This is a genomic window from Brevibacillus sp. SIMBA_040 (assembly GCF_046535075.1).
In the GTDB taxonomy this organism is placed as follows: Bacteria; Bacillota; Bacilli; order Brevibacillales; family Brevibacillaceae; genus Brevibacillus.
On record NZ_JAWRXI010000011.1, the window covers coordinates 89,867 to 107,208 of the forward strand.

General features: G+C 46.2%; 13 protein-coding genes. 3 read left to right on the plus strand and 10 right to left on the minus strand.

What is annotated here, in order from left to right:
• Nucleotides 1-58: 58 nt before the first annotated feature.
• From fhuB to pdxR, 5 genes are all read right to left on the minus strand, one after another.
• A complete protein-coding gene (gene fhuB, locus SB752_RS19650; protein WP_410717359.1) occupies nucleotides 59-2,125 on the minus strand; it encodes a Fe(3+)-hydroxamate ABC transporter permease FhuB in 2,067 nt (688 codons plus the stop codon).
• A 17-nt stretch (nucleotides 2,126-2,142) separates the two neighbouring features.
• Nucleotides 2,143-3,168, minus strand: a complete 1,026-nt coding sequence (locus SB752_RS19655; RefSeq protein WP_410717261.1) for an ABC transporter substrate-binding protein — start codon at nucleotides 3,166-3,168, stop codon at nucleotides 2,143-2,145.
• Nucleotides 3,169-3,338: 170 nt separating this feature from the next.
• Nucleotides 3,339-5,219, minus strand: a complete 1,881-nt coding sequence (locus SB752_RS19660) for an ABC transporter permease (protein ID WP_410717262.1) — start codon at nucleotides 5,217-5,219, stop codon at nucleotides 3,339-3,341.
• 12 nt (nucleotides 5,220-5,231) lie between these two features.
• A complete protein-coding gene (locus SB752_RS19665; protein WP_410717263.1) occupies nucleotides 5,232-5,999 on the minus strand; it encodes an ABC transporter ATP-binding protein in 768 nt (255 codons plus the stop codon).
• 272 nt (nucleotides 6,000-6,271) lie between these two features.
• Nucleotides 6,272-7,654: a MocR-like pyridoxine biosynthesis transcription factor PdxR gene (gene pdxR, locus SB752_RS19670; protein ID WP_410717264.1), complete on the minus strand. Its 1,383-nt coding sequence runs from the start codon at nucleotides 7,652-7,654 to the stop codon at nucleotides 6,272-6,274.
• Nucleotides 7,655-7,765: 111 nt separating this feature from the next.
• Here pdxR and SB752_RS19675 point away from each other — a divergent pair, with 111 nt between their 5' ends.
• From SB752_RS19675 to SB752_RS19685, 3 genes are read left to right on the plus strand one after another with little or no spacing between them, the layout of a single operon-like run.
• Nucleotides 7,766-8,389, plus strand: a complete 624-nt coding sequence (locus tag SB752_RS19675) for an FMN-binding negative transcriptional regulator (RefSeq protein ID WP_410717265.1) — start codon at nucleotides 7,766-7,768, stop codon at nucleotides 8,387-8,389.
• Nucleotides 8,390-8,437: 48 nt separating this feature from the next.
• Nucleotides 8,438-9,076 (plus strand): LysE family translocator, encoded by a 639-nt coding sequence (locus tag SB752_RS19680; protein WP_410717266.1) that lies wholly within the window; start codon nucleotides 8,438-8,440, stop codon nucleotides 9,074-9,076.
• 23 nt (nucleotides 9,077-9,099) lie between these two features.
• Nucleotides 9,100-9,810 carry a B3/B4 domain-containing protein gene (locus tag SB752_RS19685; protein WP_410717267.1) on the plus strand — a complete coding sequence of 237 codons (711 nt, stop codon included), beginning with the start codon at nucleotides 9,100-9,102 and terminating at the stop codon, nucleotides 9,808-9,810.
• A 428-nt stretch (nucleotides 9,811-10,238) separates the two neighbouring features.
• Here the strand turns inward: SB752_RS19685 and SB752_RS19690 are convergent, their stop codons facing one another.
• The 5 genes from SB752_RS19690 to SB752_RS19710 form a co-directional block, all read right to left on the minus strand.
• Nucleotides 10,239-11,741, minus strand: coding sequence for a polysaccharide deacetylase family protein (locus SB752_RS19690; protein ID WP_410717268.1), 1,503 nt, complete (start codon nucleotides 11,739-11,741; stop codon nucleotides 10,239-10,241).
• Between the two features lie 77 nt (nucleotides 11,742-11,818).
• Nucleotides 11,819-13,267 (minus strand): polysaccharide deacetylase family protein, encoded by a 1,449-nt coding sequence (locus SB752_RS19695; RefSeq protein ID WP_410717269.1) that lies wholly within the window; start codon nucleotides 13,265-13,267, stop codon nucleotides 11,819-11,821.
• 117 nt (nucleotides 13,268-13,384) lie between these two features.
• Nucleotides 13,385-14,320: a serine hydrolase domain-containing protein gene (locus SB752_RS19700; RefSeq protein ID WP_410717270.1), complete on the minus strand. Its 936-nt coding sequence runs from the start codon at nucleotides 14,318-14,320 to the stop codon at nucleotides 13,385-13,387.
• A gap of 223 nt (nucleotides 14,321-14,543) precedes the next feature.
• Nucleotides 14,544-15,221, minus strand: a complete 678-nt coding sequence (locus tag SB752_RS19705; RefSeq protein WP_410717271.1) for an MBL fold metallo-hydrolase — start codon at nucleotides 15,219-15,221, stop codon at nucleotides 14,544-14,546.
• Between the two features lie 156 nt (nucleotides 15,222-15,377).
• Nucleotides 15,378-17,129 (minus strand): amidohydrolase, encoded by a 1,752-nt coding sequence (locus SB752_RS19710; protein ID WP_410717272.1) that lies wholly within the window; start codon nucleotides 17,127-17,129, stop codon nucleotides 15,378-15,380.
• Nucleotides 17,130-17,342 lie beyond the last annotated feature (213 nt).

Here is a 17,342-nt window from a genome sequence, read left to right on the forward strand (position 1 = left end):
AAGCGGATGTAACATACCTGGCTGGTCTACTCTTTTACGAAAGGAGTTACGTATTTATTTAGGAGCCAGAACGAGTCGACCGGAACATCAAGAGGAATAAGTAAGGTGCCCCCAAGAGTGCTACGACAATTCCTGACGGGATATCTTTTGGAATCAAAATGGTTCTACCAATTAAATCAGCTGCTGCCAAAAGCAAAGCACCGAGCAAGGCTGAAATAACCACTGCCTTGCGATGATGCGAGCCGACGAGAATTCGCGCAGCATGTGGAGCGAGTAAACCGATAAAACCGACTGCCCCTACACTCGCCACTGCCAGAGAAGCAAGTAATACCGCAATCATCGCTACGTAAAGTCTTGTGCGACGTACACGCAAGCCGAGTCCCATCGAGCTCTCGTCATTAAAAGATAGCAAGTCAACGCGACGTCCCAGCCACCATGCCACTGGCAACAGCACGAGGAGCGCTGGCAGCAAGCGGCTTACTTCTACATAGCCGCGACCATACGTGCTTCCCGCCATCCAAGCGAGGGCCGGAGCTGCCAAAAGCTGCGCCTGTACAATCAAAATATTGATGAAGGCTGCGCCTGCTGCGGCTACTGCAATCCCTACAAGCGTCAAAATGATAGGGTTGAGCCCCCGTCTCCACGATACGGCATATACAATCACAGCAGAAGCAATCCCACCGAGCAGCGCGCCAAGCGGCATCCAGTCAGACAAATGTGGAAAGACGAGCAAGAGTAAAATCGCTCCAACACCAGCCCCACTTGTCACGCCGACAATTTGTGGATCGGCAAGCGGATTGCGAACAGCACTTTGCATCATGCTGCCGCTCACTGCCAATGCGACGCCCGCCAATCCAGCCGTCAAGACTCGAGGCATCCGCAGCTCGAACAGCAATTGGCGATAAAGATCATTTCCTTGTCCCATAAAGATAGCCCAAACCTCTGACAACGGAATGTACATGTTTCCGCTCGCCAGGCTTATCATCCAGACGATAACCAAAAGACCGCTGAACCCCATAATCCAGACCGGATAAGGGACTCGAGAACGCCAGCCGCCTACACTCATGGATGCGCCAGCTCCAGTGCTTGCACTCATTTTGCGAGAAACCCGCATCGCAAGCCAGATCAGCCAAGGTCCGCCGATTGCAGCGGTAATCGCACCCGCCGGAAGCTCGCCATACGCATTGACAAACGTCCGTGCGATCGTGTCTGAGGCAACGAGTAGTGCTGCACCCCAAATCGCACTGATCGGCAGCAGCAAGCTATGTCTCGTCATTCCGGATAAGCGAACCAAATGTGGGGCAACAAGGCCAATAAAACCGATAGGGCCAACGACACTGACGCTGACACACGTAACGAGAATAGCAATGAGCATGGCCAGTAAGCGTGTCTTACCTACCTTTTGTCCCAGAGAGCGTGCCGTTTCTTCATTAAATGAAAGCACATCCAATTGCCGTGCCATCAGGCAACCGACAACAATTCCGCCAATGATGAGCGGCCAGCTAAATGCTACACCGGACCAGTCATTTTGTTTGAGGGAGCCTGAGCCCCATAAAAATATCCCTTGTGTCGTTTCTTCGTTAAATAAAATGATAGCACTCGTAAGCGAGGAGAAAACCAGTGTGACGATCATCCCGGACAAGGCTACACGCACAGGACTTCCTTTTCGTCCGCCTGCCATAAAGTAAACAGCAACAGCCGCGAGAATTCCTCCCGCCATGGCAAAAGGAAGCGGATATTGATGCAAAATAGCCGGCCAAAAGACCATTCCAAACACGACAAACAAATACGCTCCGGCATTTACGCCCAGTGTCGTTTCAGAGGCAAGCGGGTTGCGAGTCACCGTTTGCATCAAGGCACCCGATACTGCCAGTGCTGCCCCTGCCAATAGGCCCATGACCGTTCTTGGCAGCCTGACCCCGCGTATCAGCTGATGATCAGCAATGTCTTGTGGGGAGATAATTGCCTGTACAACCGAGCGCAGCGAAATATCAGCCATGCCCTGTGTCAAACTCACAAACGTCAGTAAGAACAGAACCACTAGCCCTCCCACTAACATCCATAACGGCTTCCAGCCTCCTCTTGAAACAGAAGGGGCTGGATGAATGTCGGATCGGGCTATCATTTCACGCTTGGCGAGACTCATTTCGTCAGCAGATCAGCTGCTTTTTTCGCCATAATTTCTGCAGACAATGGACCGCCGTAAGGCCACATGTCACCGCCCAATGCATAGATGCGATTTTCTTTTACAAAGGTGAGACCGTTCCATACTGGATTGTTCTTCAACTGATTTTCAATCACGTTATCATCATCCTGGATGATATGCAGGAAGTTGGCATCCTGCAGGGCTGGGAGTGCTTCTACGTCTGTAGTGGTCATCCCGTTTTGCTCGAATTTCTTCGGTTTATAGGCATTCGTCAAACCGATGTGCTCCAAGATTTTCACAGCAGTGGAGTTATCGGTAGACAGACGGAATTCAACTGCATTCTGGTTGCTGTAGCCCATGGCGAGAATGAATGGAACCTTGTCTTTTCCTGCAGCAACGATTTTTTCTTTGGCTTCGGCATACGTCTTGTCTAGGTTTTGCAAAACCTTGTCTGCCTCTTCCTTTTTCCCCACAATATCCGCAATTTCTTTAAAAGTATCAATCATTCGGGAATACTGGTCACCCTGACCCTCTGGCGGGTTGGAATCATATGCGATCGTAGGTGCAATTTTGCTCAGTTCGTCGTAGTTTGCTTCTACATTCCGTTTCAAACCGATGATCAAATCTGGCTTCAAAAGCATGATTGATTCCAGGTTTGGTGCAGTACGACTGCCTACATCAACAGCATCTGGAGCAATTTCTACTGGTAGCTTCACCCACTTTTTCATGTTGGGAATATCCGCAATTCCTACAGGCTGTACACCAAGTGCCAACAAGTGCTCAGCGCTGCTCCATTCCAATGCTACGACACGCTTTGGAACCCCTTTAATCGTAGTTTCACCCTTCATGTGCTTAACCGTGCGGACCTGCTCTTCTCCAGCCTTACCTGCTTCCGGCTGAGCTTGTGGAGCTGGCTGCGAGGACGAGCCTGTTTGTGTGTTTGTGCCTGTATTTCCGCACGCAGCAAGCAGCAGTAGTGCAAACAAGCATCCTAGAAAAATTGGCAGCTTAACAAAACGCATGTAATGATCCCCCTTACTTTTTATCGTTCTAAGATACAGTGAGCGTGACTGCTCACATGGAAATATATACATGTCTTCCAAGGATTTATGATAATGATTATCATTATCTTTGTCAATGAGCAAAATGCAAAAAATCCCCCGAAATCGGAGGATTCTTGTTTGATGCTTGATTACATTTCTTTTGGCAAAACGATTCCACGATACAGCCTTACCGTGATGAGATAGTACAGTGCGTAGATCACCACGAAAATAACGGTTGGTACCCAAATATTTACGTACGGCTCTAACAAGATAAACGAAAACATTTGCATGCCGACCAACACATGTGTCAGTCCCATTAAAGCCGGGAACAAGAACACGAAGAGCAGCTCTTTATAGATGGAGCCCACCAGCAGTGATCTGCGCACTCCAATCTTTCTCAGCATGCTGTAGCGGTCACGGTCACGGTTAGCACCGGACAAAATTTTAAACATCAGGCAGCTCGCCATCATCGCCAAAAACGCTACACCCAAGAAAAAGCCCATAAACATCGTCCCACTGGTAAAAGCATAGACGGATTCGTAGGTGCCATATTTCGTCGTGAGATACACCTCTTCATCCTCTGAGGCTGGCTTGATCTGCTCTTTTTGACGCTGATTCATTGCTTTGATGTCTTGCTTATATTTCAAAAAGTCATCTACTTTGGCAATTACAACGGTGTGTTCATTCCCTTTTACACTCGCAAAGGTTGCCTGATCCACGACGCGCACCGGCTTGCCGTCATACATTTTGTAGCTGATCGTGAACTCCTGCGAGATCGCTTGATACCATTCATCAGGCAGCCGTTCCAGCTTCTGCCCTGTCTTTTCATCTTTGTCTTCGTTCATCCCATACAGATTTGCAGGGAGTGGTTCAGCAATTCGCTCAGGCTCTTTGTTTGGATCGTACTTTTGTATGTCGTTGGTTGAAATCAACGGTGGATGCGCCAATAAATCATCCTTGACGTAATACACTGCATCCTCATTCACTTTGTAACGATACGTATTTTGCTCCAGTACTGTCATCTTTTTCAGTGCTTCCTGATCCTCGTTGACCGGATCATGTAAAGAGATATCATAGACATGCCCGACATTGGCAATCAAATCAACGTTTTTTTGGAAAGCAAGTCCACCTGCCATCGCCCCTACCCCAAGAGCGATCAGCATAGCCACTGTACCGAGAATTTTGGTCAGGTTATTTACCCGAAAACGCAGCTGGGCAAGTGTAAAGGCATTCAAACTCTGATCGTTAAGCTTTTGGTTTCGTTTCAATGCCTGCACCAGCACAGGTAAAAGCGAGATAAATAGCAGATACGTCCCGACAGTTGTTGCAATCGCCCCTATCAAGAAACCTAGCAACTGAAGAGTCATGATCTCTATCAATCCGTAGTAGCCGACCGCGACGAGAACGACCCCTAGTATAGCGACCAGAACCGTCCCGAAGCCCTTTGCTTTTACATTGTCGGTTTGCTGTTCAGCGCGGATGAGATCCAGTTCCGTTGCGCGTGCCAAGCGAACTGCATTGATCGTGGACGTCAATAGAAACAGCACCATGAAAAAGCCCCATGTCATCCATACCGAAGGCAGATAAAACGGATAGTAGCCGTCTGCCGAAATCTCCAGCAAATTCATGAGCAGCACTCCGATTCCGCTCGACAACGCAATCCCGACGATCGTACCGATCACGAGCGAAACAATCCCCATCATCAATGTCTCTAAAAAGAGGATCTGGCTGATCTTTCCTTTTTTTGCCCCGAGCACCATGTACATTCCCAGCTCTTTGCGACGCAGCGAAAGCAAGAAGGAATTGGCGAAAAAGATATAAAAAATCGTGATCAACGCGAGCAGAAATGCCCCGACGTTAAAGACGATCTGAATAGATTTGATCACCGAGTTTCCTTTGGTGAAGTCTGAATTCAACGCCAGCGTCTGGAACATGTAAAAGATCGAAATCGAGATGACCAAGCCTACTAAGAGCACGAGGTAGTCTTTCATCATCTTTTTCATACTAGACAGTGATAGCTTTAGCAGCATCTTTTGCTCCTCCTAGCGTACATCATGAGATGCACCAAGCTCGGCAAGGACATCCAGAATTTGTTTGAAAAATTGCTGACGATCCCCAGTGCGATGAATTTCCGTGTACAGATTGCCGTCCTGAATGAACAAGATACGTTTGCAATAGCTGGCACTGAATGCATCGTGGGTAACCATCATGATCGAGACCTGGTGATTTTCGTTCAAATCTGTCATCGTTTCGAGCAAGCTTTTTGCATTTTTGGAATCGAGTGCTCCCGTCGGCTCATCCGCCAATAAAATCGCTGGGTCATGTACCAGTGCACGAGCAGCAGCAGCACGTTGTTTTTGCCCGCCCGAAACCTGAACCGGATATTTTGACAAGATTTCTTCGATGCCCAGTGTCTGGGCTACCTTCTTTACTTTTGCACCAATCTCTTTGGAAGAAACGCCTTGGAGCGAAAGCGGCAGGGCAATGTTCTCGTAGATCGATAGGTTTTCAAGCAGATTGAAATCCTGAAAAATGAACCCCAGCTTCTGCGACCGGAAATCAGCCAGCTGGTTTTGTTTCATTTGTGTAATGTTCGTGCCTGCAATCTGGATAAACCCTCCCGTAGGCCGATCCAGTGTGGATATGACATTAAGCAGAGTCGTTTTCCCGGAACCCGACGGACCCATGATTCCGACGAACTCCCCTTTCTCAATCGTCAGTGAGACCCCTTTTAGTGCGTGGGATTGGCTTTCTCCCTTCTTTCCGTATACTTTCTGTACGTCTTTTACTTCTAGTACAGCTGCGCTCATTTTTTATCCTCCATTCGTTAGTAACATCCGACTGCCATCGTTGTTTCTCCTCGCTACTAAATGTACCGAGTTTCGAGTGGAGGTGCTATTGATCTACCTTACAGTTTACTTTCGGTTTTGTAAGATTTGGGTGTGGAGGGAGAAAAGACGGATAAATTGCGGACTGTTGTGGTAGGAGGAAAACGGAGAAAACGCTTTGGGTGGTATATCCGGCGAAGGAATTTGTAGGGGCCAAGCCCTCCTGATGAAAATGGCTAACAGGAGGGCTTGTCTTATGAAATCCATGCCTTTTTTAACAGACCGACACCAAGCTCAATTTCATAACAAGAAAGATGACTAAATCCAAGCTTAATGATTGGGTAGTCGGTTTGATTTTTTATAAAGTAGAGTGAGGTGGGACATACTTTTACACCATAAGAAAAAGCGCGTTGTATTAACCATTCTTCCGTGCAATCCAGATGTAATTTGATTAATAAGTACAAACCAGACTGCTCGCCGATAACAGAAATATTGGGGCCAAATTGGTTTTTTAATTCAGAAACTAAGTGCAGCATTTTCCGCTTATAAACGAGACGCATTCGTTTCACATGCCGATTCCATTCTCCCAATTCCATAAATTTCGCCATTGTGAGCTGGCTGAAAAGCGAAGTAGGGCTCTCGAAATGGGAATAATACTTTTTATATCGATTTAATACTGACTCTGGGAGCACCATATATGTTAAACGGATTCCCGGAAGAAATGATTTTGAGAAATTCCCTAAATAAATAACTCTTGCTGAATCAATGGAGGCAAGAGCAGGAAACGGCTTTTGTGTATAGCGGAATTCACTATCATAATCGTCTTCGATAATATATCCACTCATCTTGTTAACCCATTGAATAAGCATTTGCCGTTGTTGAATAGACATGCTTACGCCAATTGGACTGTGGTGAGAAGGGGTGACATAGATTAATCGCGATTTCATTTGTTCTACCTGTGAAAAATCAGCACCTGTTTCATGAACCGGCAAAGTCTCAAACATAAAACGATGGAATTGAAAAGCTTCTCTAGCACCGTCGTAACCAGGGTCTTCAACGATAATGCTTTGGAACTCTTGCTTCAGAATCTGACCAAGATAGACAAGCATTTGTTGGGTACTGCTTCCGATAATGATTGCATCTGGATTTGTTTTCACTCCGCGTGATTGAAACAAATAGGTGGAGATTTGTTCGCGCAGACATACTTCGCCAAACGGTTCTCCATATTGAAAGCTATCCGGTAGCGTTAATACTTGATTCGCAATCCTCCTCCACATTTTCAGTGGGAAATGTGTTTGATCAACGGCATCTGACCTGAAATTAACTGCCAGATGCTTCTTTGACTCTGTTTGTTTTGGATGAAGAGGAATGAATTCCTCCTGAGTTAAGAGGGGCTCTACTTCATTTACAAAATAACCTTGTCGGCCCTCTCCGCGAATATATCCTTCGGCAACCAGCTGTTCATATGCCATTAACGTAGTATTACGGCTTACGTGTAAGGAATCTGCAAGCTGACGAATAGAGGGCAGCTTCTCATTTGTCAGAAGGTCACCTTGCTCAATAAATGATTTAAATTTCTCGTAGATTTGTTTGTATTTAGGAGAGTGATCTGTGAAGGTAAAAATGGTGTTTTTCATTTGCACCCCTCCTGACATGTATATTTATTTGTTATTGTATCTTTTTTTATGTCAGATTGAATCATATTATTTCTTTACAAAGATTTTTTTCTAATGGAAAGGATGATTACGATGTACATTCCTAAGCAATATCGTATGGATCATGATGAAGCAGTTCAAATGATGAAGTCTAACCCGTTTGTCTTGTTGATTACTGCCCATGAGCATCGCCCGTTGGCTACGCACATACCTGTGGAGATTCGTGAAGAAGAAGGAAAAATTTACGCGACTGGGCACATCGCATACGGAAATATACAGAGGGAAACATTGGAAAATAACAGTGATGTGTTACTTATTTTTCAAGGACCACACGCTTACATTTCGTCAAGCTGGTATGAGCGCGAAGAGGTTCCCACTTGGGATTATCTCGCAGTACATGCGTATGGAACTGCACGTATACTCGCTTGGGATGAGCTGAAATCGGCTTTGGATTCTATGCTTACACACTATGAATCTCACCGAGAAAATGGAAGGCTATGGGATACGTTTAATCCTGAGTCGCTTGAGAAGCAAATGAAAGGAATCGTTGGGTTCGAAATTGAAATTACCTCGATTGAAGCTGCAGCCAAAATGAGTCAGAATCGCAACGACACCGATTATAAATCGATTGTTACAGAGCTGGAAAAATCAGACGAACAAGGGGATATCCAGGTTGCCGAGTGGTTGCGAGAGAAGCGGAAAGAGTTATTTAAATGATCGGCCAGAGGTAAATGTTTGCACAAAAACAACGAGGAGTTGCATTTCATGGATTTTTCAACCATTTGGCTATTTATAGTTGCAGCCGCTACATTGTTAATCATACCTGGGCCAGCTGTGTTCTATATTATGGCAAGAAGTATAGATCAAGGTAAGAAAGCGGGTCTGGTATCCGTTCTTGGTGTATCTCTTGGTGGTGCTGTTCACGTTTTAGCTGGAGCAATTGGAGTTTCGGCGATCCTTATGACATCAGCAACAGCCTTTACGATCGTGAAATACTTGGGTGCTGCTTATCTGATCTATCTGGGGTGCAAGACTTTATTTTCTGCATCGGAAAGTACGACTTCAGAAATTCCAAAAGCCCCTCGTAAAAAATTGCTAAAGATTTTTTACGAATCAGCGCTTGTAGAAGTAATGAATCCTAAGACAGCACTCTTTTTCTTAGCCTTCTTTCCGCAATTCATATCGCCTTCTGCTGGGTCAGTCTCCGTACAATTTTTGCTTTTAGGAGCGATATTTATTATCCTAGCTTTTATTAGCGATGGTCTGTATGCCTTTCTTGCAGCAAGTATTCGAAAACGGGTTGTGGGCAGTAATGCGAATTCAAAGCTACTGAACCGGATAACTGGTTATTTATATATAGCTCTTGGAGTCTTCTCCGCCTTTGCCAGCCCGTCCAAAACATAACGGTAGATAAGGAGAGATAGGTTATGACGAAATTTATCATTGAAGATGATTTTTGGTCGTTATTCCCACATGCAAAAATAGGCACCGTTATTTGTCAGGGGCTTGATAATTCAATACGAGACGTTGAAATCTACGAGAAACTACTGCAGGATGCAGAGAAAGAAGCACATAAATCCTTAAGTCTGGAGGAATTCAGTGCGAATCCAGTCATACTCGTATGGCGAGAAGCTTTTCAGAAATTCAAGACCAAAAAAGGGGCAAGGTGCTCCATTGAAGCTTTATTAAAAAGAGTAAAAAATGGCAATCATATTGGAACCATAAACCCGCTTGTTGACATCTATAATTCCATTTCATTGCGCTATGGATTTCCATGTGGTGGGGAAGATATCGATACTTTTGTAGGCGATATTCGACTAACGCAGGCAAATGGCAACGAACCGTTTATCCCATTGGGCAGTGATGAAAATGCTTCTCCTTATGAAGGTGAAATTGTTTATAAAGATGATGACGGAGCCATATGCAGATGCTGGAATTGGCGCGAAGCTCAGCGAACGATGCTAACAGAAAATACGAAAAATGCATTCCTCTGTATTGAATTAATCGATGAAACAAGAAGCGATGAGTTTCATATGGCGCTAAAAGAATTGTCTGATCTAGTGTCGCATCGTCTTGGTGGTGCTGTGAAGATTGAGGTATTGGATATTCATAATAGAGAAATGGCGCTCTTGGGTTAAAGGGAAACTGCGCCACTAGAAAGCACTCCAGCTCGCTGGAGAAACAGGTTTCCAGGCGGAGCGACTCGCGTAACCCCGCTTAGCGGAGCAGTGATTTACGGGAACCAGAAACGTCACCCTGTATAAGCTACGAAGCGGCTACCACTTTGACGTTTCCCCGGAAATCACTGCGGAGCGGACAGTTTTCACTCCCTCGCAGGGTGAAGACCGGAGCGCAGATCGGAAACCTGTTTCTCCCCCCACTTCAGCTATCTTTGTGCCAATAAAAAGGGATTTTCATTTCGACGCTCGTTTATTTTTTTGCTTTGTTTTCTTCGTGTCTTTTGATAATCATATCTACAAACATGTCGATATGCGCTTTGACTGCAATCGGGTCATAGCAGCAAAAGAAAAAATCCCTTTGCAAGAAAGGGATTCGCTCTCCAGCGCTATTCTGACTGCTCTACAAGTTCTGTCATTTTGACAAGGGTATACCCCTGCTGTTGCAGCCCTTCGATAATGCGCGGCAATGCTTCAACGGTACTAATGTCATCGAGCATATGCAACAAAATGATGCTTCCGCTTTTCGTTTGTTCCAGTACGGTGTTCACAATATCGTCTGCTGTTTTACGCTTGTCATGATCAGAAGGAATGACATCAAACAAGGCCACGGTTTCATAGCCTGTTGCCGCAATCGCCTTGAGCACTTGCTCGTTGACCGCTCCTGCAGGTGGTCTGTAATACATTGTAGGCTTTTGTTGAATCGCTTCTGTAATAATCTGATGGGCTTTTACAATTTCCTGCTGCAGCTGCTCTGTCGTAATCTGGGTGTTTATTGGATGGGAATACGAGTGATTCGCTACATCATGTCCAGCCTCCAGAATCGCACGTGCCAAATTCGGGTTTTTGACTGTCCCGTCAGCTCGCAGGAAGAAGGTAGACTTCACATGATACTTGTCCAGGATATTGAGAATCTTTGTAACCGTTTCGTCGCTGCCCCAATCGTCAATCGTAATGGCTACCTTCTTCTCATCGGTTTCAAACCGTTTGACTGCTTTATACGTCGCACCGCTGAAATCAGGATTGATTTTCGCTGCGTCATGTCCCTCGATAGCTGTCAGCGTCTTCTTCTCCGCCCCATGTGCAATCAGCGTCTCTAGTGGAACGAACTGGTATCCAGTATCGGCAGCGGCCTTTGCAATCAACGGGATCGAGATGGGGAGATGAATATTCTCATCGATATCAAGTGTGATGATGCCTCCACGGTTTATATATCGACGTACATATTTGCTCTTTTGCTCATCTGTCTCATCATGCCAGTTATGCAGGAAAAAGCTGTACCCGATCACCGCTTCCTGTCCGTTGTGAGCTGCTGCCAGACGAATGTCGTCCGTGTAGGTGCCTATCCAGGTACGGACATATTTCGGAGTGATGTCCGTATGCTTCACAATCTGTTCCTTGCTGCTCTTAATCTGTTGATAAATCTGTTCGTAGCTAAGCGTGGTCAAATCTTTTCCGGTCACAGCGTTGTTTTCAATTTCATGCCCTTTGGCGACAATCAGCTTGGCAAGCTGCGGTTTCTTAGCTACTTGGTCCCCCGGGAGGAAAAATGTTGCCTTGATTTTATACGTATCCAGATCAGCTAAAAGCTGAGTTAACTTCTTCTCGTCTCCCAAACCATTAAAAGTCAGCGCCAGCTCAGGCTTTGCTGTATATGCCATCGATACGGCTTTGCTTTTCTCCCCTGTATAGCGAACGACCTTTAGAGCTGGCGTAGCTGGAGCAGGTGTAGTTTTTTCCGGTTTACTTTCGGCTGCATAAACCATGCTCTCCATCGCTGTTCCGCTCAAAAGCATTACGACTGCCGTCGCCACTCCAAGCGCTTTTACCAGCAAGCGCTTCTTGAATCTGATTTTTTCCACTATCATTGCTTCTACTCCTTTTCCCCTCATTTTTGTACACTCCCTCACTCTTACTCGCAAAAAATCCAGTCCAAACACATGTGGAAGTGTCAGACTGGCTTTTGGGATTACTCTTTGATCAGATCTGCCATTTTCACAAACGTATAGCCTTTTTTCTTCAAGCCTTCGAGTGCGATTGGCAGCGCCTCAATGGTGTGGATGTCATCAAGCATATGCAGCAGTATGACGCTTCCGTTTTCAGTTTTGGTCATGATGCCGTTGACGATGTCGCTCGCTTTATTTTTGTTGTCCCAGTCAAGGGTCGTGACGTCATACATCGCAATATCGTGATACCCTACCGCCGCAATGACCTTTCCTGTCTGATCATCCACAACTCCCGTTGGTGGTCTGAACAGCATCACGGGTTGTTGTTGAATAGCTTCGGTAATTACCTGGTGTGCTTTGACCAAATCCTTTTGTAATTCTTTGGGGGTCAAAGTCGTTACGACCGGGTGGCTGTAGGAGTGGTTGGCTACGTCGTGCCCGCCCTCCACCATCGCTCTCGCCAAATTAGGGTTGTTTTCTACACCGGCAGCACGCAAGAAAAACGTCGCTTTCACATCATGCTCCGCTAAAATATCGAGGATTTTGGTTACCGTTTTGTCGCTGCCCCAGTCATCAAAAGTAAGCGCAACCTGCTTTTTATTCGTCTCCGCCTTATAGATCAGCTTGTACTTCGCATTTTGGTAATTCGGATTAACCTTGACCGCATCATAGCCAGGAATTTGTTCCAATGGCTTTCTCTCTCCGCCGTTTTTTACCAGCTCACTGAGCGGAACAAATTTGTAGCCAATATCCTCGGCAGCTTTGGCAATCAGCTTGATGGACGGAATTACTTCGGGGTTAATATCGGTATTTAACGATACGATACCTCCCCGCGAGATATATCTTGTCACGTAATCGCCAATCGTCTTGGCATCCTTCCTATCGCGATCCTTTGGATTGATGTTGTACGTAACGACTCCAGCCATGCCGAGATGAGCCGCTGCCAAACGAACATCATCCGTGTAGTCTCCTGACTTGGTGCGGACAAAGCGCGGCTCGACGCCCGTTTCCTTTTTGATGACCTCATTACTCAGTTGAATTTCTTTGTAAATTTGATCGTAGCTGAGCTTTTTCATGTCTAACTGATTTAATGTATTGTTTTGAATATCATGGCCTCTCGCTAAAATATCTCTGGCGATATTCGGCTCCTCTGCTACCCTCATCCCTGGTAGGAAAAACGTTGCCTTGATATGACTAGCGTCCAGTTCATTCAAAATCTGTGTCATCATTTTTTGGTCACCCATGCCATTGAAGGTCAGGCTCAGTTCTTTTCTAGCTGTATAGACGTACGGGATCACCTTGCTCTTTTCACCTGTATATCGGGTGATCTTTTCAACTGGCGGCTCCACCGTCTGCGATGCCTCTTCCTTCCCGCCAAACATCGAGCAGCCAGATAATAGCCCTACGACCATCATGACAGCGGCGCTTTTGAAGATGAGGTTCCTTTTTACTGCACCAATACTTGCGATCATCCATTTGCTCCTTTTTTCCAAAACATCACTCTATGCTAGTTGTGCCGTTCTATCCGTCTTGAAACGATTATCTTTTCTGATAGTATAAAAAAAACTTCTCAACAAGTTCTGAACAAGCTACGAATCACGAAGAAACGGCAGCAGCAAGCTTTTGACCATCCGGAGTGGGAGAAATGTATTTCCAAATAGCTCACTTGTCATGACGATGGCGAGTTGCCGCTCGGGAGCAACGAGAATGTACTGCCCCCCGTAGCCCATGGCGAAAAAAGCAGCGGGTTCGTATGCTTTCTTGTTTTCATCCGTCAAAATCCACCAATGGTAGCCATAGGAACCGACGTGATCATATGTATGGTAGTAGGCACGCGTGGAAGCGGAGAGCCATTCCTCTGAAAGCAAGCGCTGCTTCCCCCAAATCCCCTTGTTCAAGACGAGTAATCCCAATTTAAGCATATCCGCAGCACGCAGACAAAGCCCGAATCCTCCGATGGTTATCCCTTTGGCATCCTCAGGCCAACGATATTCTTTGATGCCTAGTGGGGCAAACAGCTCTCTCCTCGCATAGGCGGATGCCTTTTCCCCAGTAGCCTTTTGCAAGACGGCACTTAATAGATGAGACGCCCCTGAATCATAGTTCATGGCTTCTCCAGGTGTGCGCTCCATGCCCTTTTCCAAAATAAACTTGACCCAGTCCTTGCTATATATCATTGGAAACGGAGTACCACCCCAGCTCGTCAACTCAGGCCACTCATAGCCAGGTGTCATGGTGAGTAAATGCTCGATCGTGATTGTGTGCTTTTCCAAAGGTACGTTCGGCAGGTAGGTGAAGATCGGGGTATGTATGCTTGTAATCTGACCACGCTCGATTGCGATTCCTATGAGAAGGGACAGTACGCTTTTCGTAACGGAGTGTATTTGAAACAGCTTGCTGCTCATTTTGGGATTGCGGAAATAGGAAAGAATGACTTCTTCTCCCCGCTGCACCAGACAGGCATTGATTTTCTCTTTGCTTATGGCTTTTTGAAACTGATTCAAGCTTGTGGCGGTATCGTTCATATAAACCTCCTCGCATGCAAGAAAGGTTTTCTGGAATAGTTCTTCTCTATTGCCTTTTTTATCTATTCCCAACTATAGCATGAATAGCAATTTTGGGTTAGCGCGCAAATATTTCCTGAGCGTTCAAGATAAACTCCTCCTACGTTTGCTTCAATCTATAAAGGAAACACAAACCAGCCAAGCACGCTCGGGAGGTGTGTTTGACTGGTTAGCGTAGTGCCCCTTATTTCTTTAGACTTTGGACGATTTCACTGAGGCGCTCTTTGATATTTCCAGTACAAACTCCCCCATGGTAAGCGATCACGGTCTCGATATCGAAATCAAGCAGCTTGGCGATTGATTGCGTAGCCAGCTCTTTGTCAGGAGTAAAGTCGGGATTAAACGGCAGGAGCACTCCGTCTTGCGCAGTGAGAGCATCACCAGAAATCAACGTCTTGCTCGGAATGTGATACAACGAAATATGATCAGGTGAATGTCCAGGTGTATAAATAACCTGGATACCGCCGGCATACGGCAATACATCGCCATCCTGAAGAGCGCGGTCTACCTTTACGGGTGGTGCCAAAGCTCCACTTTTGACCAAGGGCGTCTGACCTGCAAGATACGGGATCGCTACCTCATGAGCAAGTACCTCTATACGACCATCCGCAGCAGAAACCAGATCAGGCAAGCTGCCGATATGGTCCCTGTCTTGATGTGTAATGATGATTTTTGTCAGCTTTTCAAAAGGGATGGACTCCTCAGCAAGCACGGATTGGATCAGCTCCAGCTGCCCCGGGATACCGGTATCCACCAGAATCGCCTCATTCTCATCCCAGAACAATGCGGTATGAACGACAAACGGATTGCCGCCAGCATTCATCTCCAGCTTGATCACTTTGATTCCTTCCGATTGGGCCAAATCAGACACCTCCTACATCTAATCAAATTATTTTTTCCATCCACCTAATTCCGCAAAAAAGAGAAGAATCCTTTTCGTCTTTGCTTCCTAGTGGCAGTTTGCCCATTTTTACGCTGAAAAAAGGCCGCCCCAATAAGCGGGCGACCTTGATCGTATTTACTTTGCTTCCTTCAGGCGATATACTTCTTTTCCTTCTACCAGAGTCAGGACTACAGCAGCGTCCTTGATTTGGGTAGCCGGGATGTCGAACAGGTTTTTGTCCAGTACGATAATATCTGCCTTCTTACCTACCTCGATCGAGCCAGTAATATCGTCTACATGGTTGGCGTAAGCACCATCGATTGTAAAGCTGGCTATCATGTCAGCCAGAGTCGCACGCTCTTCTGGGTTGGCGATTTTAGCTGCATCCGTTTGACCTTCTTCGATCCGGGTGATACCTTGTTGAATGCCATGCAACGGATTGAATTCCGGTGTCACGATGTAGTCAGAAGAAGACGCGATGTGTACTCCCTGATTCAAAAAGCTCTTCATTGGATATTCTGTCTCTGCGCGTTCTTGGCCGAGGTATGGTACTTCGATCTCGTCGTAGTACCCTTCTTCCTGCATAAACCAGAATGGCTGTACGATTCCGACAGCACCGAGCTTTTTGAAGCGTTCGATATCTGTCTTGTTTACGAGCTGCAAATGAACGAGCGAGTGACGAGCATCATGCTTGCCATTTTGCTGCTCTGCGTACTCCATTCCATCCAAAACGATGCGGGTAGAAGCATCTCCGATGGAGTGTACATGCAGCTGGAAGCCTGCTTTGTCAGCAGCGGCTGCGGTCTTTTTATATACGTCCGGCTTCCAGATCAATTCGCCATTGGTGTTCTTGTGCTCATACGGTTTTTCCAAATAAGCAGTTGCACCTTCAACGACACCGTCCATAAAGATTTTCACAGCGTTCACTTGGAATAAAGGATTTTGATTGCGCTCTCTGATTTTCACGAACTCTGCGATTTGCTCAGGTCCTTTGTCTGGATTGGCAGTGATCGCGTTTCGGAAACGGATGGTCAGCTTGTTTTCTTTCGCCAATCCCTCATATGCTTCCAGTACATTTGCGTATCGCAACATATCCGGGTCACGCACGGTTGTTACTCCGCGTTCAACTGCCTTGTGCTGATACTCTTCGATGCCGGCTTTGTATTGATCGACGGTATAGCCGCCAATTTTGGACAGCACCAGATCCATGGCCTTTTCACGGAGCGTACCGGACGGCTCTCCTGTCTTATCGTGCTCGATGATTCCGCCCTCTGGATTTTTCGTATCTTTGGTAATGCCCGCCAGCTTCAATGCTGCCGAGTTTACCCACAAGGAATGGCCGTCATCGGATGTGAGTGCAATAGGCTTGTCAGCTGAAATCTTGTCCAGCACTTCCTTCAACGGACCGATGCCTGGTGCTACTGGATTGCTCCAGCCGCGACCTTGGAAATTTTTCTCCGCTGAATGCTCCTTAACAAATGCCTGAATGACCTCTACGTACTCATCCATCGATTTGGCATCAAACAAATCGATCGAGAAGATCAAGCCTGTCGTTTTGCTTGCGTGCGTGTGGCTATCGATAAAGCCTGGCAGCACCATTTCTCCTTTTAAATCAGTAACCTTGGTATTTGCACCAATGTACTTCTTAGCACCTTCATCACAGCCGACGTAGACAATCTCTCCGCCACGAATTGCTACAGCTTGAGCCCAGTTTCGATTTCTATCCACGGTGTACACGGCACCATTGGACAATACGACATCTGCTGACTGTGTTACTGCTTTGCCAGATGCTTGTCCTGCAGCTGGCGTGGTCCCTTGTGCAAATGCAGACAACGGACTCATCAATGCAGCGACAAGCAAAAGACTGGTTAACTTCTTCCCTACCAACAAAATCCCCACCTATCTATGCTCTAAGATGAAAAAATATACAACAGATTAGATTGTAGCATTGCAACTCTGAAAATTCCACGAAATGTCTTGATTACCAATCATACAACTATAAAATAGTTTGACTGTAAAACTAATTAGCTGTATACTCAATATTGTTTCACGTGGTGAATTATTCACTACATATATTATTCACCCACAAAAGAAAAGGAG